Origin of the sequence: Vibrio sp. J2-3(2022) (assembly GCF_021725735.1) — a bacterium.
In the GTDB taxonomy this organism is placed as follows: Bacteria; Pseudomonadota; Gammaproteobacteria; order Enterobacterales; family Vibrionaceae; genus Vibrio; species Vibrio diabolicus.
The window spans coordinates 393,447-415,360 of sequence record NZ_JAKKCK010000001.1 but is presented as its reverse complement, the minus strand read 5'-3'; the positions used below and the strand labels follow the sequence as shown (position 1 = coordinate 415,360).

The following is a 21,914-nucleotide window of genomic DNA, read 5'->3' as shown; positions in this document are numbered from 1 at the left end:
AGCCAATTCTTTCTTGGTTGATTAGCTGCGCGGTGGGTATACTCCCGCAGTGGCAATTAACCAATTAATCGGCAATACCGGGCTCAAAATATTAAGTGGCTCTGAACCGCCTGTTTCAGTCACAGTTACAGTACCTCCTTCCGAGCCACCACCAGACACACTTAAGCCTTCGATCTCAGTCAAATCTGGTTGCTGAAACGTCGGTTTATAGAACCCAGGGGTAGAGTTTTGCGCTATATACGAATTACTATCGGGTACCTGTGTATTTGCAGCATTGGTAGCAACCTGCATCCTGCCTGTTACAGGTGCAGCAGTGCCAAGAGGGGTAAAAATTGCCGTATGTAAGTGTGTTGGCATTTGGGTTATATCAATAGTTACCAGTTCAGTACCCAATCTTTCTCCCTGATGATAATCCATCCCCCCAGGTCGTGTGCCTACACCAACTGGACTGCGGCCACGCAAATCAGGTAAACCAAAGGTAGTTCGGGCGTCACCTCCGTATAGAGTGCTAACTAGAGAGAAGAGTGCTGGATTATCTTCAATTGCCTGCATTTGCCCCGAGCACATTGCCCAATTTCTAATTGCAAAATTGCCGCCAAATGCGGTTAGTGTCCCAAGATACGGTTCTGTAGCCATACTGTTCTTCCTTTTAACGTATACACTTAAGTTAAAACCAACCCATAACGTAATCTTTACTCGCAGGCTGAAGCGTGCTGAAGCAATGACATCCCAGCGTCCAGCCCAGCCATTTGCGCGTAGCGATAACCCGAAAACACGCCTTGCTGTGTAGCAATAACATCTATTGATATGGCGCTATCTAACGTTTTCACTTGTAACCCATGCTGTGGGCTGATCTCGAGAATGCTCCCCGCCTCAACACCGACTAAAGAAGTCTCCATTGCGCTTGCTTGCAAAACATTGGCGACACCATTTGGCAAGCTCAACATCGCACCACCGAAGTTATGATTGCCTGCTCGCACTAAATTGACGATTTCGCGACTCGTTTGCACGTTCCAACGAATGTGCAGATCATGTTGGTTTACTGCTCGTGCCACTTCGTTGAGGTTTGATACTTGCTCACGCCAAACCAGCCCTTTCTTTTGTTGCGCGATGAGGAAGTCATACATCAGCTTAGCCGTCATTTGTGACGCTTTTTGCTGAGCACTGGTTAAGGTCTCAAACGGGTGAAATGGTACCTCTAACTCCATTCCTATAGCGCCGGAATCAGCCGATGCCTCAAGACGATGCAGGGTGAGGCTAAAGGTGTCTAAACCCTCTCTTAATTGCCAATATAGAGGCATCGGGCCTCGATACTCGGGCAGCTTTCCCGGATGAATGTTGTACAAGTTTCCGTTGAAAAACTGACACAGCGAGGAATGAACTATGTGCCTGAACAAATAGATGACGCCATCCGTGACTCGCCAAGCATCGAGTTGCGCTATCAAAGCACTGCTGTCATTGGCGGTATACTGAGCAATATGAATCGATTGAGCGCTCAGATAGCTCTGTAGCTGCTGTAAGTCAGGATTTAGTTCTCCTTCCGGTACTACCACGCCCGCCAATTTATGCTGTTGTGCCAACAACTGAATGATGGGCAAGGCGTAACAACTTCCTGTAAAAACGACGTATTTTTGCTGCATATCGAAATCATCCTTGGGTGGCGACAAAACCTGGCAATCCGGTTAACTGATAATAGAAACTGACCTTATCCCCTCCCTTCGCTTCAAAGTAATGGTGTTCAACAGCTGTGGGCTTGGCATCCACATAAAAAGTCATGTCGGGTTTAGGATGGGTAATACCAGAGTCGTATTGTCCGACCATCGCATCTCCGTAAGTATCGATATGGCTGTAAATGGCGAGGATACGTTTTGCCATATCTGGCACATCTTTCGGCAGCTCAATGGTGTTGCCTTGCAGCATTTTTATTCCACCATCTAGCTCAAAAATCTCGCTTTTGAGCAACATGGCTTTATTGACGTTAAGAATTTCTCCCAGATCAATTCGATCATCTATCGCTTCCGGTTGGCAATGGTTGGAATGTGCATACTCTGCTTTTTCCCATTGTTGATTAAATTTCGTCTCCCCGATGACCATCATGGCGCGCACAGATACCTGATTGGGGATCATTTCGCCTTGAATATGTAAATATTGAACCAAATGTTTCGCGATGCTGAGGAACCCTTCCCGACTAAAGCCATGCTGCATCGCTTCAAGTATCAGGAGATCAAACGTTTGAGTTGGCGAAAATTGGGTAGCATCTTCTTCCACTAAGGCTTCAATGTAGTCTGCGATATCAAGATCCGCGATCAATTGATTGAGTGCTTTAATCGCTCCGGGGTGAATATCTACTAATGTCACCTGAAGCTGCTCTGCGCTAATCCGATCACTTTGTTTGTAGTGAGCAAGTAAAGGCAGCAGCAACGGTGCAAAGGGGCCGCAAGCTGGATAAAGCACTTTAACCTGTGGCTTGTTGGCAAGCATTTGTTGGATAGCTTTGTTTGTACCACACGCAAAGCCTTTAATTCGGTACACATCTTTGATGGTGTGTTTACAGTTAAGTGGAGACATCACCAGCCCAGATGTGGAAATGTACTGTCGGGTCAGTTCCTCTTGAGTGAGTTTAGCCAGAGAAAGAGATTGGCAAGCGTTGCCATACATGCTCTGAAAGGCTTGCACCAGTGTTCGGTGCTCAACTTTCGTCTCCTTCAATACGAGCTCAACTGCCGCAGCGAAACTCTCTTTCAGTTGCCGCTGGCGTTCAGCCGTGCTGAGTTGGTTTTGGAGCATAGCCTCAAGTTGAGTCCGTAATGAGTACTTAAGCAGCTCATCCATTTCGGGTTCAGCAAAACCAAACTGTTGAGTTTGTTGCTGCACTTCTTCAACACCGACCGTCTCACGAGATTGAGGACGTTGCTGGTAGAATTCTATAGGTGAGCCCTTTTGCATAATTCATGAACCTCAATTGCCGCTGTAGCAGTAGTTAATGATGTAAACAAGCCTGTACTTGAGAAAAACATACGCCATAAGCTCGGCGTTATAATATCTGAGCTCACGGATCTAATTTCATAAACCGTACTGACAAAATTGGGCAGAAAAATTGAGATAAAAACAGTTCCAATTCTGGAAATTCAGAGAGTAGTAAATAGTTAGGGTAATAGGCCTTTCGATAGGATTCTTCTAAAGCAAGCGCTTGCCAATCCCCTCGATAACAAGATCGTTTGACATGTGGCAGCCACGCAGTCTCCTTGATAGAGGTAAGCGCGGCATTCAAGTGTGGTGTGATATGAAATCCTTTTAACAGGCAGAAAAAGCCAATATCCATTGTATAAAGCCAACTATTTATAATATTGAAATTAAAATTATTTTTATCGGCAGTTATTTAGAAAATGCCGATGTTTAATTTATAGACTAGAAAAACTTAACTCGCCAGAATAGAAATAAAAAAAACACTAAAAATAAAATTGTCAATTTATATCTTTAAAATTAAAGGATTTGATTGTTAAGGTTTAATATAATCCAATATAAGTTGAAGGTGTTCAATCTTTCAAAATATATACATTTAAAGATATTTCAAAAAACTTATTAAGAAAAACATGAATTCACAACAATAATTATCAAAATTATTAATAACAAAAACACGACTAATACAACAATGAATTAAGGTAGTTTGAAGATTAAAATGCCCATTTCATTTTCGTATATAACATTTTAACTACTAGTATTATATGTGGTGAAATAAGATAAATTTGTTCACTCAACATATCCAATCGATTCAGGTTTACTGGGAAAAGCTATACGTTACAACGGAGTGAAATATGGCAAATAGGGATGGAAGAATTCCACTCAACGTATTACGACTCAAAGAACTGAGAAAGAAATTAGGACTGAGCCAAGAAAGACTGGCGGAAGAATGCTTTCAACAGGGTTTTGTCGTATCTATTGCTTCCATAAAGCGAGCAGAGTCTGGGGCGAATGTGCTGTATCGTACCGCATCCAACCTCGCGGAATACTTTTCTGTCCCCGTAGAGGACCTCTTAATAGATCGCGCCTCAGAACCATTACTTACAAATGTGTCTTCATCACCACCATATTTTTTTATTTTTGCAATCGAAGCAAAGTGTGATTTGACCGCAAAGACTCTGCAAACATTACTTTTCAGCCAAAACACTACACCCATAATAAAAAACCGGACGTTTGTTCTTACTTGGTCTATACAGGAATCGGACGAATATGTTTTTGAACGAATTCGACAACTAGCCCTTCAATTACAGGTTGCTCTTTCGGCTTCGATTCGGTCTTTTATCAATGTAAAATACAAGCATCGAGTCACTGAGCTATCGGAACATCCGAATGCGATAACCCCAATCAATGAAATCCTAGTTAATATCCCTTGGGGAGAAATAGCTGCTTGTCCTTGCTTTATCTCGTCCAATTGTGCCAGACCAATAAAACCGTTTCTAACAGGAGAGCCAGACTTCAACAACTGGCATCTTGTATCCTTACACCAAAGCCATACTGACTGTTTTGTAGGGCGTAAACTTGAACTAGAAACATTAAATAGCGGAATCAAGCGATGGCAAAAACAAGAAGCAGGCCAAACGTATTGTATTACTGGTACCGCAGGGATAGGAAAGACCAGCCTACTCAACCAGGTCATTGCGTCTTTGAATCGATCCTCGTGTTTAACCACAGAGATTCAAATCCTGAATCATGGTAGTGCTGATCTCTTATCCCCTCAAAATATATTCACTCGGGCAATTTGTTCATTTACTCGTGAAGATACCGATGATTCTATTCGTCAGCAAACTGTCGAGTCATCAATTCCCTCCTCTTTCCACCTCTGCCTTTATTGGTTAATGGGGGTAGCACTCAACGAATCAGAAAAGCAGTTGCTGAACTTAATGGAGTTCCAAACGCTGAAACAAACGATAGAGCAATCTATCCCTTTCTTAATTCAACAACGGCAGACCAGCAAACCGCACTTGATTATTGTTGAAGATGTCCATTGGGCCGACGAGGTAATGTTGGCGTTTCTTGAGACACTGCTACCTCATATTACAAACACCAATATTTTGCTCTTTCTGACGTTTAGGCAGCAAAAACGACTTAGTTCCAAACAATCTTGGTTTACCAACGTGAATCTAATCGAACTTAGGGAGTTATCATCTGAAGAGTCTTACGAGTTAGCTTGCTCAATCACATGCCAACAGAATAAACATATCAATGACTGTATAAAGCTTGCGAAAGGCCATCCTTTATACTTGCGCCAAACACTGCTTTGCTCTCAGTTTGATAAAGACGTTCCGGAGTCATTGGAGCATTTAGTTTCGATACAATTAGCTCAACTTCCAGCCCAAGATCGCCAAGCTCTCTGTACTGCCTCTGTGTTGGGGCAGTGCTTTCAACTGGAGCAACTGCGTGAAATCACTCGAATTCCCGGCTACGTACCAGATAAGTTAGTCGACGCTGGCTTAGTAAAACTCAATGGCGATCAATACCTTTTCCATCATGATTTGATTTGCAATGCTGTTTTCCGTCAAATAGACAAGTCACAGTGTTCAAAAATACACATGGCCTGTGCAAAATGGTATGAGAACCGGGATCGATTCTTATATGCCGTCCATATTAATCATGCCAAGGTCGAAGGTGTATTTACTGTTCTTGAACAGACCGCCAAACATTACTTAAGTAATTATCAGTTTGAAAAAGCACTGACACTTATTGAGTTCGCTATTAAAGAGTCACCTAAAGAACAGATGGCGTATGCACTAAATATGAAAGGAAACTGCCTGTATTCAATGGGACGCATCAAAGAGAGTATTGAGGTTCTTGAGCAAGCGGTTCATCACACAGAAAATGATCCTGAACGTGTTCAATACTATTTAGACCTCATTAACCCCTACCGCTTAACCGACAACTTTGTACAAGCGATGTCGATTTTAGACCAAGCCCAAGCCCTGTGCGAAAAGCTGACGTTAAATAAATCTTTGTGTGAAATCCACTCGATGAGAGGTAATATGCTGTTCCCTACTGGGCAGCTAGACGAATGTGAGAAAGAACATTTACTTGCATTAGATTACAGTCAGCGAGCAAACTGTTTTCGCGCGAAAGCAAAATCGCTTGGCGGCCTCGGTGATTGTGCCTACGCACAAGGAAAAATGGCTCGCTCATACGAGCACTTAACCGAGTGTTTGCAACTGTGTGAAGAGCATCAGTTGCTTTCGATTGAAACTGCCAATCGCTACATGCTGGCAACAGTGATGATCTATCAACTGCAATCTGACGAAGCACTAAAACAGGCTCAGCATGCCTCGAATCTTGCCTATCTCACGGCAAACCGCCGAGCAGAAATTGTTTCCAGGCTTACGGCAGCATGGATCTTTCTCGACCGTAATGTATTGGTGCAAGCTGAAAACGAAATCTCGACCGCTCTGCAACTTTCAAAACAGCTTAATGCTCATCGATTTGTCGCTTTTCTTTTGGAGTCCAGTGCAAGATTGCACTGGTATCAGGGAAAAGAGGAGAAAGCCCTTTCGGACATCGACACGGCTCTAGAGCTTGTTTATATCAATAAGCTACACAATTTTATTGGTCCTTGGCTCGTATCTACCAAAGCACTTATTTGTGGCGATGAATCAACGGCCCTCTCCGCTTTGCGCACTGGTGAGGCTTGGCTAGAATCTACCTGTGTTGGTCATAACTATTTACGCTTTTACCAACAAGGAATCCAAGTAGCGTGGCAGTATAAGCAGCCTACGCTACTTCGAAAATATCGCGATAAGCTGTCTAACTTCACCCAAGAAGATCCGCATCCATGGGGTGATTTTTATATTGAACAAGCGAATCTGATGCTTGCCTTACTCGACCAGTCCAGCTCCGTCTCTGAGTTGTTAAACTTCAATCAGGCCGCGCGTAAGCATCAACTGAACCAGGCTCAAATAAGTGTTGATGAGCTCGACCATTGGCTCTTCACATCTACTCAACCATGAAATATTCAATAAACGAAGAAAGTCGACTAATTGCACCGTCAAATCATCTTGTTTGCTCGATTTACCTCATCAAACACAGATATTCGAAACCATCGAATATCTGTGTTTTGGCACAGTGTCATCGCTGATTAGATTTATGCTGGCGCAAGATCACTTTGCTCCACCTTAAAGTTTTCGATGCTAGGAACATGCTCAGGTAAAAGTAGAGTAACGCGTTGATTTGCTACTTCAATCCATTTACCTGAACTATTTTTATATCGATAGAATGCCACGCCTGACTTCCAATCATCATTAAGTAGGATGTTGAGCGTTACGTTGTGAAGATCTGCTCCTAGAGGAGCAATGCCTAGGTAAGGCTGGTAGCCCTGCAACGTCACCATGATATGACAATCACGCATCGTGCATTGATAGTTGAAACTGCCATTGAGATCAGACACCACATTTAACGGTGGGTTAATGGACTGGAAGATATGTCCTTTACCCACTATTGATTTGTCTTCGCTGGCCACGAGTAGATTAACATCGAAGTTCACTCCTCCAGGTAAGCCGTTACCAATTTGATAATGAGCAGTAAAAATTGCTTGTGATTCTTTTGATTCCATTTTCATTGTGTTCTCCAACTGAATTTATTGTCGTTAGTGACCCATTCAATGTAGATAACACGTCATTCAAGTTCAGTATCACTTTAGGCTCAGATCTACTTGACTACATAAATTATCTACGGTCACGCAGATGCCGCTCGTTCTTTTCATCAACCAGATATTATTGCTCTCTCGCTGATGCTTTTGGCGATTTGTACAGAACAACTGATACCAAACTGATATGGCGAACATATGCATTCGAGTTAATACTTAAACAACTATTCAATACATAAGCCAAATGGAAAAAATAATGGAACAAGAATGGATGCAGGGAACTAAAGAAAACCAAGTGGTAGAACAGCACCCTAACCCTCAAATACAACGCCTCGCTGTACTTAACGCGTACTCAATCTCAATCAATAATGCCAAACTGTTTATTCAGAAAATGGATAAATGCGGTTTTCCTAAAGAGCGACTACTGACACCTCTTGAAAACACGGTTTCACCGGTTCCCGGTTTGAACCAATATCAAGTCGAGTCACTCATCTTCAATACTCGCTATCAACACCAACCCTTTGTCATTGTCATGTGCGAAAGTACGCAAGAAGTTCAGCAAGCCTATCTAACAGCAACTCGATTCAGTCTCCCGATTCGTGTTCGCTCAGGAGGGCATGATCACGCAGGTGAATGCAGTGGTGACAACGTCATTTTGATTGACGTGAGCAGAATTAAGACCTTCCAACTGTGTGACAATATTGCCACCATTGGTGCTGGCTATCGCTTCTATCAACTGACACCAAAACTTGCAGAGCATGATCGAATGATTGCACATGGAACCTGTGCCACAGTTGGGTTGACTGGCTATATTCAAGGCGGAGGATGGGGCCCTTGGACACGAAAATACGGCATGTGTTGTGAGCATCTAGTGAGTGCAACCGTGGTATTGGGTGATGGTACGATCACAGAAGTCTCAGCAGAGTCCAACCCTCACCTATTTTGGGCACTAAGAGGCGGCGGAGGCATGAGTTATGGCATTGTTACCGAGCTACGCGTAAAAACATTCCCTTTACCCAAAGAGATCCACCGCTTCGAGCTTCAGTGGAACCTCTATCCAAAAATCAACGGTATGCTTCAGCCAATACCAACGCACCCTACCATAGATGTGCTAAAAAATTGGGAGCAGGCTATAAAAAGCCTCGATACGCCTAAACTTCTTGGCACCAACTTGCAAATTGATGCTCTGCCTGAATCATCTAACCACTGTGATCTCGAAACCATCAGCCATCACTGCACTATGTACGGTTACTGGGAAGGAACAGTGCAAGATCTTGACCAATTTATAGCCGTTCAATTTGGCGCCTGCTCCCCTGATTTAGTTCAAGTCTATGAAGCACATGGCACTGATTTTGACGGGAAGAAATACGATCACTCCCTGATGAGCACATGGGGGCGCGATTCTTTGTGTCAAAGCGGTTCTCCTTTCCCTCCAGATTATGACGCCCCAGCACCTCACAAAATCACTTCGCGATTGGTGTCAGAGCGAGGTCTTAAAGCAGAAGGCTATACTGCACTTTTGCAAAGCTTAACTTCGCCTTTGATAAAGCCAGAAAACCGCGATCAAGGGCTATTTAGTTACGTAACCTTAGGTGCGATCACTGGTGGCTTTTATCATCACTCAGACGACCTTGAAGACATATCTTTCCCCTACCGCCAGTGTCAATATACAGTCCAATACCAAACTTGGTGGAATGAAGAGATAAAGCAAAAACTAGAACTACAAAATAACCCAGTACTTGTTGATGTAAACAGAGCCATGGACTGGATTGATAAAGCCAGAGAAGCTGATATACCGGGAACCTATGGTGCCTTCATCAGCTTTAAAGATCCGGCAATTCCCACAAGCGTTTATTTTGATCGAAGCTACCGCGACTTAATCGGTATAAAAGAGAAATACGCTAAGGATAAGTTTAATCATCTTAGAACTAATAAGACCATCATTTAACATCAATATGCATCTTAAGAAGCATATATTAACAGACCGTCATTTGGCCGTTCTATTACGTATAGAAATTAAAAAAAGAGGAAAAATTATGACAACTAAGGGTTCATTTTACGTTAAAAATAACTCCAGCGATAAAATCACCGGATATGTGAGATTTAAAGACTCTCCGGAAATGGAGGTCCGTTTCGACTTGAATACTGGCGAACAATCTGAATTTGCTAGTTTTGAATCCGGTGCCGCTACCCATGACTCCTGGTACTACAGTTTCAAAAAGGCAGGTGAAACCTATACTGGGAACAAGTCCTGTGCATTCTATGCAAAAGACGAAAATAAAGGCCCCGTCGCTGTGGAAATCTTTAATGATAATTTAAAAATATCTCCACCACTTAGCGGTTCTTGTGAGAAAACTTTATAGCCGCTTACCCGATTCATCACTTCGCCCGAGACAGTTGCACAACTTCTCGGGCAGTTTCATTTCTCGGTATTTGGATTGAAGACTCTCCCTATTTTCAATCATAATCTGAAATTGTTAACTTTATGTTCTCACTTTATATCACCACTGCAAGATAATCGAATCAATAAAAATCACTTTTAAAACCAACTTTAAATCTAGAGTAACCAAGATTGAAAAAATAAATATATTATTGAGCTCTAAGATCAAAGAGTTTGACTTAATACATCACTTTTTATTTTAACTCTATCAACTGATACTAAACTGCTACTGACGTTTTTTGATTGAATGCTTAACTTAATAGCATGTGCTTATCTCAATGGCTAAAACCATTATTAAAGCGCAATTCTTCTATATCCACGTAATCTCTAAGCATTTGATTCAGAGAGTTTCTTGGATATGCATCATTCAAAATAAACAACGGAAAGCATGGCTATGTGTACAGATGTGAATATCAATTATGGTTGCAACAACCAAACCTTATCCGCTAGAACCATGGAGTTTGCAGTTAACCTTCAGACCGAGATTTGGTTTAGAGCCCAACAAACTTACCAAATTACGACCGTTACTTCCGACGGAAAAGCCGACCGTGTTTTCAATGGTCAGCCGCCAAAACGTCACAGTAAAGAATGTGAGTTTCGAGCAAATTGGCAGGGAGAGTTGAGCTTCATACACTGCAACGCCATTACCCACCCTCTTTTAACAGCTGATGGCATTAATGAATCTGGCCTTTCTGTTGGGTCACTGTACTTGCCCATTCTCAATCAAAATGTATCGACCTCTCACATCCCTGATGATGCCTTTGCATTAGGCAGCGGCCTGTTTGGTACTTTTATCTTGTCTACGTTTAATACTGTGGACGAGATGGTGACGTACTTCACTACTCACCCCGTTTACGTGTTTAACTCGACTATTTCAACTGGTGAAACAGAGAGTGACAATATGACGTTGGATCAGCATTTCGTGATTCACGATGCAAATAATGACAGTGCAGTCATTGAGTTTCTTAACGGTAATATGCATATCTATCGAGCATTTAAAGAAAGCGATATGTTCAGCAAAGAGGAAAATCAGCAAGCACGCTATCAATGTACCGAATATGACTTTGATGATTATAAAGTGGTTGTGGACCACTCCTACGTAGGAGTAATGACTAACTGCCCAAATTACCATTGGCATGTCAATCACCTCTCATATTTTTCCAATTTGCGCAACTACAACCCAGAACCGAACAATGAAGTAACCATGCAACGTCATGTCCAAGTGCCTGGCCCACTTCAATCAATCAATGGCGCTGGCTTGATGGGCCTACCCGCCGACCCAACACCGCCGTCTCGATTTGTACAAACCTATGCAATTAAGCAGTTAAGCGAACAACCAACTAACTTCGACGAAGCCTTCTCACTCGGACAAAAGCTACTTAATCGCGTTGATATACCTTTGGGCATCATGGCGAATGAGTTTGAGACATCCGATAACCCTGAAGTCTTTTTTAGTGATATCACCCAATGGAGCGTTATTAGACATAACAGTCATCAGTCACCCGCGTTCTATCTGCGTACTTACGGAGACATGACTTGGCGAGTAGCCAATGTCAAAGACTATATTGGATTAAATAGAGACTGTCAGATTTCAAGCGTTTTACAGCTCATGCCAGTTACAACATCATTACCGTTTGAACAAGTCGAATCTCGACCAACTATTAAAATCGCTTAGAGTTAATTTTGAAGCGCAAACAAATGAGAAGCAAAAAAGCCAGAGTAAGAAATCAATCTCACTCTGGCTCATAGCTGCATATAGTATAGTTTTATCTGCTATAGATATAACGTATGGTTGCTTTTACACTTGTTACATTCAGTCGATTTACTCTTTACCGAACACGTTGTTCTCTTGTTCTTGAACGCGGATGAATGTAGTACGCTTGGTTAGCTCTTTAAGCTTTGCTGCACCCACGTATGTACAAGTTGAGCGAACGCCACCAAGGATGTCTTGAATAGTGCCGTGAACGCTGCCACGGTATGGCAATAACACGGTTTTGCCTTCGGCTGCGCGGTAACCAGCAACACCACCTGAGTGCTTCTCCATCGCGCTCTTCGACGACATTCCATAGAACTTCATGAACTTCTCGCCGTCTTTCTCGATCACTTCGCCGCCTGACTCTTCGTGGCCCGCTAACATGCCGCCTAGCATAACAAAGTCCGCACCGCCGCCGAATGCTTTGGATACATCACCTGCGCATGAGCAACCGCCGTCACCGATGATCATGCCACCAAGGCCGTGCGCTGCATCGCCACACTCGATGATTGCAGAAAGCTGCGGGTAACCAACACCCGTTTTTACACGAGTTGTACAAACTGAGCCAGGGCCAATGCCTACTTTCACGATGTCTGCACCAGCGAGGATCAACTCTTCACACATATCACCAGTAACCACGTTACCCGCAGAAATCACCTTGTCTGGGAACTCTGCTCGCACGCGTTCAACATACTCGACTAAATGCTCTGAGTAACCATTTGCAATGTCGATACAGATGAAAATAAATTCATCTGAAAGCGCCATAATATCTTTGGTTTTTTGGAAGTCTGCGTCAGATGTTCCCGTAGACACCATTACGTTATTCAGGGTTGCTTTATCAGCTGATTTAGCAAACTCAGCCCAATCTTCTACCGTGTAATGTTTGTGAACTGCAGTCATTACACCATGCTCAGCTAGCGCTTTAGCCATTGCAAAGCTACCAACCGAATCCATGTTTGCTGCGATTACAGGCACACCAGACCATTGACGACCACTATGCTTGAATGTAAAATCGCGGGTTAAATTTACTTGAGAACGGCTCTTAAGGGTAGAACGTTTCGGGCGAAACAGTACATCTTTAAAACCTAACTTAAGTTCTTGTTCGATACGCATTGTGTAATTCCTTGATTCATATGTATATGTGTCATCTCAGAGTGCGTAGTGATTTCGTTGGCAGACGAGTTCACTGTTCTTCGGACACAAAAAAACCGGAGCGTTGGCAGACGCTCCGGTTTTCAGCATTATAGGCTGTGATTTATTTCCTACAAGTCTGATATTTGAATTTTTTTTGTGATACCATCTTGATAATCGCATATCAAAAACACTCCTCAAGTCGTTATTTTTTCTCATTATTTATAATTATCAACAACTTAAGAAAACGTTTAAGTTAACCTATTGCGCAAACCTTTGCGTCATACCTTTAAAATGAAAACGCACAACCTCTCAAATCTGCCTAAAACTCAATCACCTAATACTAAGATGCGCTGCTAATTCGGAAAAAGTACCCAAAAAAATCGATCATTTTTCTCAACAATGCATGAAATCTAATTAAGTTTGATAGAGCTCTTGGGTGATAGCGGTACGAAGTGTGCTAACTACATCACTTGCCAAAAGACCAATTTGACCATGCTGATTCACGTTTATATCCGCAGCATGACTGTGGAGTACCACACCTAAACGTGCCGCAATGGAAATGGGTAACCCTTTAGCTAGCAACGCACCAATAACACCAGATAGCACATCTCCCATTCCGCCCGTCGCCATTCCGGCGTTACCCGCTAGGCAGACGTACATTCTCGTTCCATCGTAAATAAGTGTTCCCGCGCCTTTTAAAACCACCACACCGCCATAACGCTCTTGCAGTTGTCTTGCAGCAGAATATCGGTCACTTTCTATTTGTTGAGTGGTCACATTTAATAGTCGAGCTGCCTCTCCAGGATGCGGCGTGATCACTCGCTGGTTGTCGCACACCAAAGTGCCATCACATCGTTGGCTTAGCATCGCTAGAATATTGAGCCCATCAGCATCAACAACTTTAGGTTTCTGTTCTTGAGCCAGATATTGATAGGCTTGATAAGCCCACTCATCATCACCAAAACCTGGACCAAACACCAATACTTCAGCCCAGCGAATGCGTTTGGTTAAGTCGTTCTCAGTATCCCTGAGTAAGTCAGCGGTGATGCTTTGGCTCATTACTTCTGGGCAGCCAATCTGTAGTGGAATAAGGCTACTCGGGTGAGTAATTGCGGCAGTTAAACCCGCTCCGGCTCTAACCGCAGCGGAGGAACATAAACGAATCGCTCCTGACATACCTTGGTTACCACCGACGCAAAGTAGTTTGCCATTGTCACCTTTGTGTGCTGTCGGGTTTGGCTTGAGCATTAACCTTGAAACAACCTGATTATCAATACCTAGTGCACTTTCTACTTCGATAGAATCAAACTCAATATTTACACCCAATCCACAAAAGTGGAGTTCACCAACTCGATCTCTCGCTTGTCCGGTGCACAAGCCTTGCTTAACACCAATGAAGGTTACAGTATGCTCAGCATGAATGGCATCGCCTAAAATAGCACCTGTATTTGCACACAACCCGGAAGGAATATCGACTGCAATCACTGGGGTGTGAATTTGATTGATTTGCTCAATGTAGCGACGGTACTCCGAACGAACCTCACCACTTAAACCAGTGCCTAACATGGCATCAATGATCACATCGGCTTCTAGCAATGCGGTATTCCACTCATCCCAATCATTGTTAACACCATCGATGGACTGCCAATCTTGATATGCGCGTAAAGCATCACCTTTGAGCGCAGTCACATCACCAAGTTGGAAAACCTGTACATTGAGTTGCGCTTGTTTAGCAAGCGAGGCAAATACGTATCCGTCACCACCATTATTCCCTTTGCCACAAATGACTAAGATATTTTTTGATTTGGGATATAAGTGTAAAAAACGCTCATACACAGCCATACCTGCGCGTTGCATTAGGCTATACATAGAAACACCAGCCATTTGCGCTGCCAGCGTTTCACCGTTTTTTACTTGTTCTGCGGTGTAGAGTTTTAGGGCGAGATTAAAGTCCATCTTCACGTTCTGCGCATTAGGAAACACAATTATAAGTATACAAAAAAGCCAAGGCGAACCTTGGCTTTTGAGAAAGTTTTTTATCGCTACTGACTCTGAGACATCAATGCTTCAGCCGTCGCGTCTTGTATAGATAAAAACAACGAATTGATTTTCCCAGTCGGGGTACGCATGGGGTTCAGCGTAACGTTCTGGTACATAAACTCCGCTTGCTGAGTAACAGGACGTACGTTACGGCAGCGGAACAAGTAAGGACGCTGGCGCCACGTAATAAAGCTGCGACAACCTAAATCATACACTGGCTTTGTTTTTAACTTAAACCATTCCTGCGGGATTTCAGGGAAAATATCAAAGATAGAACGACCAATTGCATCATGAGATTGCAAACCACTGTGATGAGTCATAAACCCATTCCACACTTGCACATTATAATCTCGGTCAATGACGACGAGCCCCATGTCGACGTTTTGTACCATGTCGACCATCCAATGGAATTGTTCAAACTCTGCTGGCATATTCAACTTTAGAACTCCTCCATTAGATATGACAGTTTGTTATCGAGCAGCGGCAAAGATTCATCGACGAACATAAACAATAAATCACAACGGATTGACGTTCCCTCAATGTTGTAGCTCACCTCGAATGTCATGGTGCGGCTGAATGCGCCCGTCGTAGACTCAATGATCGAATCAATTGATATATGCTGACCAAGAAGCACTGGAGGGCTTTGGAAGAATCGCACTTCAGATTGTTCGCCCAAGCCATTTAAGAATGACCCCACCAAGATATTGGAAATATCCATGAGCAGCTCAAGCTCTTCCAGTTCGTCGCTGTCAGCCGGCACTTTCATCAATTTCTTGAGATCCGATACGCTCGAATCGCTCAAAATCACCAGCGCTTCACCCGCAATACCTTCGCCACAAAAACCCTGACAAACGCCCGATACGTTGTCATGCGACGCTAAGTCACGGAGAGCCATGTGTAGTTCACTCACTTCGAAGATATTAACGTTCGGAAGCGGTAACTGCACAAACACATCAAAGTGACGCGCCAATGCATCTGCGGCTCGACCAATAGAGACGTTCGCCACTTCCATGTAAATATCGCGACGACGTAAAATCGGTAACTCAATAGAAACAGGCGTGATAATTTGAGGACGAGGCTCTGGCTCAACTAACTCTTTAAGCGCATTCTTGAGTTCATCTTTGGCGATCGGTTTTTGAATAAACGCTTTTGCGCCAAGTGCGAACACACGTTCTTTCGCTTTAGGTTGGATATCCCCCGACACCACAACCACGGGAGTTTTATTCCCTAACCGCTGCATGTTTTCTAGTGTTTCAAAGCCATCCATTTCTGGCATGGTCAAATCAAGAAACATCAATTTAAACTCGTTCTTTTCGAGTTCTTCTAGCGCATTTTTTCCGTGGATAGCAAACGTAATATCGGCATTCAATGTGGCTGGTAGTGATCTCGCCATCTGTTTGCGTGCTAACGCTGAATCATCACAGATGAGTACGGGAAAAGACATTCAATCACCTTTTTATATTCCACAATCTGCGCCGGAGTCTAACAGATTGTTACAGCATGTAATACGAGAAAACTGACGAGTTTTTATTTCTTTTTTATTCAATAAGCATACGCAATATGAATGGATGAGTGAACAAAATGGCGAAAAAGCAAACATCCCATTCGCTGTTTAGTGACATGAAACAAACATGGATAAAACGCCTCCATTAAAAATAAGCACAAAGTTGCATTTTAAATTAAAAATCCGTTTTTACTTACACTCTATCCGCTCAGTATGAGTGCTGGGGAAATCGGTATCACGTAGCAATAAAAAAGCACCCTTTCATAGGGTGCCTTGAATAATGTATTCATCAATAAAATGTCACGTCTATGGCACACCGTGACCTTTAGAAGCCACCCATACGCGATACCATTGCTCTCGAGTCAATTCGATATTCAGCGCATTTACTGCCGTTTGCACACGCTCAATCTTACCAGAGCCAATGATTGGAATTGGGTTAGATGGCAAACGACGTACCCAAGCGTAAATCACTTGGTCAATGCTAGTCGCCCCCACTTCTTCGCGAATCGCTTCTAATTCGTTGCGAACACGAACGGCTTGCTCACTGTCACCACTGAAGATTGAGCCACCACCGAGGCAAGACCAAGCCATTGGGCGCGTACGCAACATTTGCATTTGATCAAGCGTTCCATCGTGTGCAACTTCAAAATTAAGCGGGTTGATTTCCACTTGGTTAGTCACAAGAGGCTTACCCAAACGAGATTGCAACAATTCGAACTGACGTGGAGTAAAGTTAGACACACCAAAGTGCTTCACTTTACCCACTTTGTGTAGCTCTGAGAATGCTTCAGCCACTTCATCGGCATCCATTAACACGTCAGGGCGATGGATTAAAAGCACATCGATTTCGTCCACATTCAAACGCTCAAGCGAGTTATTCACCGATTGGTAGATGTGAGCGGAACTCGTATCATAGTGATTGATCTTACGCTCTGGTGTTTTATCTCCGCACAGATTGATATCACACTTTGTGACGATCTGAATCTGCTCTCGCACGCTCTTATCGAGAACAAGTGCTTCACCAAACAACTTCTCACACTCGTAATTACCGTATATGTCTGCGTGATCGACCGTGGTAATGCCTAACTCAATATGTTGCTTGAGGAATGACAAACGCTCTTGAGCAGTCATGCCCCAATCAACTGCACGCCAATATCCTTGGACCAGCTCTGAGAGCTCAGGGCCTTTTGGTGCAGTCACAACTTTTGCAACCATGGTTTTTCTCCTTCAATTGATCTGCATTCATCGTAGTCTTGTTTTCACATCGGCTCAACGGGTAAACTTTGGCAATTCGAACTGGAGTACGAAATATGTCTTTTGCCCAACGCCTAGCCACCTTGATCGGAGAAGAAAGCATCAGCGGATTTGCACGACGCGTTGATGTGTCTGAAGCTTTAATACGCAAATATTTAAAAGGCAGTGAACCGAGCCTAACGAAAGCAAATCAAATTGCGATGCGAGCCAACTGCTCTCTTGAATGGTTAGCGACCGGATGTGGTTATTTATATCGCCGCGCTGAAGTCGTAGATATGGATGCGTACAAACTTGCATTTCAACACGTTATGAATCAGCCGTTGCCAGATGAGGCAGAAGAACAGCACCGTAAGCTCATTGCTGGCTATCAATACCTGCGCGCGCACAAAAAATCGGATGGATTTTTGGACGAGTCTGCGATGGCGACCTTCCTATCTCTCCATAAAGAATCTAAAAACGAGTCACTTTAACATCGATAATTTCGCCATCGCTGTGCAATTCCACATTTAAAGACGGTGATGGCGACGCAAACTCGTCCGGTTTTACCCAAAATAAGCTTCGAATCGTTTCTTGCGGATAGCGGTTTATCAACAAGGTAACTTCTTTATCGACGAGCTCAGAAGATTTCTTTTCCAGCGCTTCAAAGACGTCATAGTGCTCTTGTCCGATAGTTATACTACGTAAAACCAACCCGTCTTTTCTTAAATTGAGGATTAAGTCATTGAGACTTTGCCATTGATATTCGGTCAAAAAAGAGAACTGAGCACTGTCCTTTCCCAAAACAACTTCACCATACAGATGCTGCTGATAGTACGAAAAATCGTCCAAACAAAATGTGCTGAAATACGTTGAAGCATCTTGCTGCTGCACGTCACAGCGATACCAGCCTCCCCTTGTTTCTATACGCTCTTTTAAATTGGAGTACGGCATTGCAGACAACGTGTCCTGCCACCAACTCGGCGTCGAAAATGCTGGAAACGTTACCGAAAAACAACATAAAGAAAACAGGACTCGAGGATAAAAGCGCATGAATTACTCTGGTTGATTAACATCGACCCCAGACATTACCGACTAGTAGAAATTGTTCAAGATAAAAATAGTGGCAAGTAGTGCGGAAAGTTGTAGAGCAGAAATTAAGAAGGCGCACATTTGCGTGCGCCTCTACCTCGTTACTCAATCGTGAGTGTGCGAATCGGAGATGTCTACTGATGCATCCCGAACATAAAACGAGGACTTACCGTAGGGTTTGAATCCATCCAAATTGTGTAAAACCTCACATCCCTCCTTCTGAAGCAGTCATGTTGCTTTACACCTAAAGCATGGTTCATTTTGCTCAAAAAACAAGTTTTTTATCGCAAATTATGAGAGCAATAGCACAGTCTTGGTGAATGAATTATATCGCGACACTTCGAACACTCAATAGTGAAAAGCTAAATTGCATCTTTATTGATTAGGTCTAGACTCTGCGAAGCGTATACTTTCTCGCGTCCCTTCCACCAGCAACAGGAGAACTTGTTAATGACCAAACGAGAGAGAATTGTGAAATCTGTGTTAGCGCACGTACCGAAAGATGCGATTAACCAGTTTGTCTCTCGAGGGTCCACACCATTTTCTGTCCTGATTATGGCCGCAATCGTTGGCACACTAGCTGGTTTTGTCGGCACTTACTTCGAACTTGCGGTTCATTTTGTTTCTGAAACCCGTACCGAATGGCTAAGAAGCGAAATCGGTAGCGTACTTCCTCTTTGGCTTGCTGCGGTGCTGATCAGCGCGTTGCTTGCTTTTATTGGCTACTTTCTTGTTCACCGCTTTGCCCCAGAGGCGGCGGGCTCAGGTATCCCTGAAATTGAAGGCGCGATGGACAACATTCGCCCTGTGCGTTGGTGGCGAGTCCTGCCAGTAAAATTCTTCGGCGGCATGGGCGCACTTGGCTCCGGAATGGTGCTCGGTCGTGAAGGCCCAACGGTGCAAATGGGCGGTGCTGTCGGTCGAATGGTGACCGATATTTTCCGTGTAAAAGATGACGATACTCGTCATTCCCTACTCGCTTCAGGTGCCGCTGGTGGTTTGGCTGCCGCCTTTAATGCCCCACTCGCTGGCATTATGTTCGTTGTGGAGGAAATGCGACCTCAGTTTCGCTATTCTCTGATCTCAATTCGCGCGGTGATCATCTCTGCTATTATGGCCAATATTGTGTTTCGTGCCATCAACGGGCAAGACGCTGTCATCACAATGCCGCAATATCACTCTCCAGAGCTTCAGTCCCTTTGGTTATTTTTATTGCTTGGCGCATTGTTTGGCGTATTCGGAGTGATCTTCAATAAATTGATTACCGTGGCACAAGACAGTTTTGTCGCAATTCACAAAAACGATCGTAAACGCTATTTAATCGTGGGTTCACTACTTGGTGGCATTTTTGGTCTGCTTCTCTTATACGTGCCACAGCTAACTGGCGGTGGCATCGGCCTTATTCCTGACATTACCAATGGCAACTACTCGGTATCCGTTTTAGTTCTGCTTTTCTTTGGTCGCGTCATCACGACGTTGCTATGCTTTGGCTCTGGTGCGCCGGGCGGTATCTTTGCACCGATGCTTGCTCTGGGGACCTTGTTTGGCTATGCATTCGGAGCGAGTGCTGATGTGTTGCTTCCTACGCTTGATATCGAACCTGGCGTATTTGCTATTGCGGGCATGGGGGCCCTGTTTGCTGCAACGGTACGCGCACCGATCACGGGCATTTTGTTGGTGATTGAAATGACCAATAACTACTACTTAATTCTACCACTTATCATTACTTGTTTAGGTGCCGTGATTATTGCTCAGTTGTTTGGCGGACAACCGATTTACAGCCAGTTGCTACATCGTACAATCAAAAACGATAAGTTACGTCAGCAGGATCTTCCTGAAAACCAATCGACATAATTCTCGCTTTGTTATTATTTCGCTCCAAACTATCGAAGGGTTTGGAGCGATAAACTCTACATTTTTACATCTTTTCCAAAATATTCGATACCAAACTCACAAAAACACCATTCTCTGATATTTCCTCACCACCTTTCATGAGTAAGCACTCTCTAAACTTGCTAGTATTCGCTACTCAAATAGAGCATTTCATCCAAATCATCACGTTTCGTTTCATTCAGGCAAAAATCAAATGGAGTAGATTTGAACTGGAGAAGACTTGTGCAGTTTTATAGCGTTCCGCCGTCTCAAGCCGCGTTAGCGCTAGGTATGATAGGTTTAGGACAAGCTTGGGCACTCTATGTCCCTGAAATTGGTGAACCAATACGCCCATTTTTAGCGTCACTCGGCGCGCTTTTACTCGCCCCTGTGCTGATAAAATATGCCACGAATCCACGATTATTTATGGTCGACATTCGTCACCCATTGAGCGGTAGCTTAATGGCCCCCATGAGTATGGCGTTACTGATCCTTGCAGATTATCTTGCTTCTGTAGCGCCAATCATTGCTTATCCACTCTGGTTTATGGCACTTTTGCTGCATTTTACTATGATGGTACTGTTTTTTAGCTTTCAGCTAATGAACTTCAAAATGTCGAATATTGTACCTAGCTGGTTTCTCTATCCAGTGGGACTGATCAGCAGCTCATTAGCAGGCTCCCAATTGGGTCACAACCTATTCTCTGAAACCTTAGCGATGATGTGCATTGGCATTTATTTCTTTATGTTACCGCTGGTGCTCTATCGTTTGGTGTTTTTCGGATCTCTACCGAGACGAGCCAGGCCGACCCTCGCAATTATGGCCGCACCGGTAAACTTGTCATTGGCGGCATACTTGGTGAACTTTCCCCTGCCCGATCCGATACTGACTGGCGCATTAGCAGGGATTGCTATCACAATGACGTTATTGATCTACCTGTGTTACTTCCGCTTACTTCGATTGAAGTTTCAACCTTCTATCGCGGCGGTAACCTTTCCTTCCGTGATCAGTGCCATTGCGATGCACCGCTTAACCTCCTTTTTTGCCGAATCGCATCCACATTGGCACTGGCTACACGATTTTGGCTTTTTAGAGCTCAGCATTGCGACTGTGTTGGTGGTTTGGGTATCGGCAGGTTACGTCAAAATGTATTGGCCAGAAATCGTTAAGTCGCCCTCTAAACAAGCATAAAAAACGGCCTCATCTGAGGCCGCTGTTTATCTCT

Annotated in this window: 17 protein-coding genes; 7 read left to right on the top strand and 10 right to left on the bottom strand. The window is 43.7% G+C overall.

The window, feature by feature from the left end; translation table 11 throughout:
• Positions 1–21: 21 nt before the first annotated feature.
• Genes L3V27_RS01940 through L3V27_RS01930 form a run of 3 tightly spaced genes read right to left on the bottom strand, consistent with a single transcriptional unit; the run spans position 22 to position 2,946 of the window.
• Complete coding sequence (locus tag L3V27_RS01940; RefSeq protein ID WP_065645138.1) at positions 22–636, bottom strand: tail fiber protein; 615 nt, start codon at positions 634–636, stop codon at positions 22–24.
• A 56-nt stretch (positions 637–692) separates the two neighbouring features.
• A complete protein-coding gene (locus L3V27_RS01935) occupies positions 693–1,640 on the bottom strand; it encodes a formyltransferase family protein (RefSeq protein ID WP_237310847.1) in 948 nt (315 codons plus the stop codon).
• A 7-nt stretch (positions 1,641–1,647) separates the two neighbouring features.
• Entirely contained in the window at positions 1,648–2,946 is a 1,299-nt protein-coding gene (locus L3V27_RS01930) for a hypothetical protein (protein ID WP_237310846.1), read from the bottom strand.
• An 869-nt stretch (positions 2,947–3,815) separates the two neighbouring features.
• Here L3V27_RS01930 and L3V27_RS01925 point away from each other — a divergent pair.
• Positions 3,816–6,989, top strand: a complete 3,174-nt coding sequence (locus tag L3V27_RS01925; protein WP_237310845.1) for an AAA family ATPase — start codon at positions 3,816–3,818, stop codon at positions 6,987–6,989.
• A gap of 134 nt (positions 6,990–7,123) precedes the next feature.
• On the opposite strand, the gene L3V27_RS01920 is transcribed toward L3V27_RS01925, so the two are convergent.
• On the bottom strand, positions 7,124–7,597 hold the full coding sequence (locus L3V27_RS01920) for a DUF1842 domain-containing protein (RefSeq protein WP_053807898.1): 474 nt from the start codon (positions 7,595–7,597) through the stop codon (positions 7,124–7,126).
• 283 nt (positions 7,598–7,880) lie between these two features.
• Between L3V27_RS01920 and L3V27_RS01915 the strand changes: the two genes are divergently transcribed.
• The 3 genes from L3V27_RS01915 (at position 7,881) to L3V27_RS01905 (ending at position 11,739) form a co-directional block, all read left to right on the top strand.
• The gene (locus L3V27_RS01915; protein ID WP_237310844.1) at positions 7,881–9,572 is read left to right on the top strand and encodes an FAD-dependent oxidoreductase; all 1,692 of its coding nucleotides are present in this window, start codon (positions 7,881–7,883) and stop codon (positions 9,570–9,572) included.
• A gap of 88 nt (positions 9,573–9,660) precedes the next feature.
• Entirely contained in the window at positions 9,661–9,987 is a 327-nt protein-coding gene (locus tag L3V27_RS01910; RefSeq protein ID WP_237310843.1) for a hypothetical protein, read from the top strand.
• 465 nt (positions 9,988–10,452) lie between these two features.
• Positions 10,453–11,739 (top strand): linear amide C-N hydrolase, encoded by a 1,287-nt coding sequence (locus tag L3V27_RS01905; RefSeq protein WP_237308795.1) that lies wholly within the window; start codon positions 10,453–10,455, stop codon positions 11,737–11,739.
• Between the two features lie 147 nt (positions 11,740–11,886).
• Here the strand turns inward: L3V27_RS01905 and L3V27_RS01900 are convergent, their stop codons facing one another.
• The 5 genes from L3V27_RS01900 to L3V27_RS01880 form a co-directional block, all read right to left on the bottom strand.
• Positions 11,887–12,930, bottom strand: a complete 1,044-nt coding sequence (locus L3V27_RS01900) for a GMP reductase (protein ID WP_005396079.1) — start codon at positions 12,928–12,930, stop codon at positions 11,887–11,889.
• Positions 12,931–13,365: 435 nt separating this feature from the next.
• Positions 13,366–14,907 (bottom strand): NAD(P)H-hydrate dehydratase, encoded by a 1,542-nt coding sequence (locus tag L3V27_RS01895; protein ID WP_237310842.1) that lies wholly within the window; start codon positions 14,905–14,907, stop codon positions 13,366–13,368.
• Between the two features lie 86 nt (positions 14,908–14,993).
• On the bottom strand, positions 14,994–15,422 hold the full coding sequence (locus tag L3V27_RS01890) for a PAS domain-containing protein (protein WP_237311551.1): 429 nt from the start codon (positions 15,420–15,422) through the stop codon (positions 14,994–14,996).
• An 8-nt stretch (positions 15,423–15,430) separates the two neighbouring features.
• A complete protein-coding gene (locus L3V27_RS01885) occupies positions 15,431–16,435 on the bottom strand; it encodes a response regulator (RefSeq protein WP_005396082.1) in 1,005 nt (334 codons plus the stop codon).
• Positions 16,436–16,801: 366 nt separating this feature from the next.
• Complete coding sequence (locus L3V27_RS01880; RefSeq protein WP_152815540.1) at positions 16,802–17,710, bottom strand: aldo/keto reductase family oxidoreductase; 909 nt, start codon at positions 17,708–17,710, stop codon at positions 16,802–16,804.
• Positions 17,711–17,805: 95 nt separating this feature from the next.
• On the opposite strand from L3V27_RS01880, the gene L3V27_RS01875 reads away from it, so the two are divergent.
• Positions 17,806–18,219, top strand: a complete 414-nt coding sequence (locus L3V27_RS01875) for a helix-turn-helix transcriptional regulator (RefSeq protein WP_005396084.1) — start codon at positions 17,806–17,808, stop codon at positions 18,217–18,219.
• Here L3V27_RS01875 and L3V27_RS01870 read toward each other — a convergent pair.
• Positions 18,200–18,778 carry a hypothetical protein gene (locus L3V27_RS01870; RefSeq protein WP_237310841.1) on the bottom strand — a complete coding sequence of 193 codons (579 nt, stop codon included), beginning with the start codon at positions 18,776–18,778 and terminating at the stop codon, positions 18,200–18,202. The two genes, L3V27_RS01875 and L3V27_RS01870, sit on opposite strands and share 20 nt — an antisense overlap.
• Positions 18,779–19,267: 489 nt before the next feature.
• Here L3V27_RS01870 and clcA point away from each other — a divergent pair, with 489 nt between their 5' ends.
• Together clcA and L3V27_RS01860 are read left to right on the top strand one after the other, a co-directional pair.
• The gene (gene clcA / locus L3V27_RS01865; RefSeq protein WP_074190503.1) at positions 19,268–20,671 is read left to right on the top strand and encodes a H(+)/Cl(-) exchange transporter ClcA; all 1,404 of its coding nucleotides are present in this window, start codon (positions 19,268–19,270) and stop codon (positions 20,669–20,671) included.
• A gap of 261 nt (positions 20,672–20,932) precedes the next feature.
• Positions 20,933–21,880, top strand: a complete 948-nt coding sequence (locus tag L3V27_RS01860; RefSeq protein WP_074190502.1) for a TDT family transporter — start codon at positions 20,933–20,935, stop codon at positions 21,878–21,880.
• The last annotated feature ends 34 nt before the right edge of the window (positions 21,881–21,914 follow it).

Excerpts from the sequence above, each read along its gene's own strand:
- L3V27_RS01940 (WP_065645138.1), bottom strand. The coding sequence starts at position 636 with ATGGCTACAGAACCGTATCTTGGGACACTAACCGCATTTGGCGGCAAT.
- L3V27_RS01935 (WP_237310847.1), bottom strand. The coding sequence starts at position 1,640 with ATGCAGCAAAAATACGTCGTTTTTACAGGAAGTTGTTACGCCTTGCCC.
- L3V27_RS01930 (WP_237310846.1), bottom strand. The coding sequence starts at position 2,946 with ATGCAAAAGGGCTCACCTATAGAATTCTACCAGCAACGTCCTCAATCT.
- L3V27_RS01925 (WP_237310845.1), top strand. The coding sequence starts at position 3,816 with ATGGCAAATAGGGATGGAAGAATTCCACTCAACGTATTACGACTCAAA.
- L3V27_RS01920 (WP_053807898.1), bottom strand. The coding sequence starts at position 7,597 with ATGAAAATGGAATCAAAAGAATCACAAGCAATTTTTACTGCTCATTAT.
- L3V27_RS01915 (WP_237310844.1), top strand. The coding sequence starts at position 7,881 with ATGGAACAAGAATGGATGCAGGGAACTAAAGAAAACCAAGTGGTAGAA.
- L3V27_RS01910 (WP_237310843.1), top strand. The coding sequence starts at position 9,661 with ATGACAACTAAGGGTTCATTTTACGTTAAAAATAACTCCAGCGATAAA.
- L3V27_RS01905 (WP_237308795.1), top strand. The coding sequence starts at position 10,453 with ATGGCTATGTGTACAGATGTGAATATCAATTATGGTTGCAACAACCAA.
- L3V27_RS01900 (WP_005396079.1), bottom strand. The coding sequence starts at position 12,930 with ATGCGTATCGAACAAGAACTTAAGTTAGGTTTTAAAGATGTACTGTTT.
- L3V27_RS01895 (WP_237310842.1), bottom strand. The coding sequence starts at position 14,907 with ATGGACTTTAATCTCGCCCTAAAACTCTACACCGCAGAACAAGTAAAA.
- L3V27_RS01890 (WP_237311551.1), bottom strand. The coding sequence starts at position 15,422 with ATGCCAGCAGAGTTTGAACAATTCCATTGGATGGTCGACATGGTACAA.
- L3V27_RS01885 (WP_005396082.1), bottom strand. The coding sequence starts at position 16,435 with ATGTCTTTTCCCGTACTCATCTGTGATGATTCAGCGTTAGCACGCAAA.
- L3V27_RS01880 (WP_152815540.1), bottom strand. The coding sequence starts at position 17,710 with ATGGTTGCAAAAGTTGTGACTGCACCAAAAGGCCCTGAGCTCTCAGAG.
- L3V27_RS01875 (WP_005396084.1), top strand. The coding sequence starts at position 17,806 with ATGTCTTTTGCCCAACGCCTAGCCACCTTGATCGGAGAAGAAAGCATC.
- L3V27_RS01870 (WP_237310841.1), bottom strand. The coding sequence starts at position 18,778 with ATGCGCTTTTATCCTCGAGTCCTGTTTTCTTTATGTTGTTTTTCGGTA.
- clcA (WP_074190503.1), top strand. The coding sequence starts at position 19,268 with ATGACCAAACGAGAGAGAATTGTGAAATCTGTGTTAGCGCACGTACCG.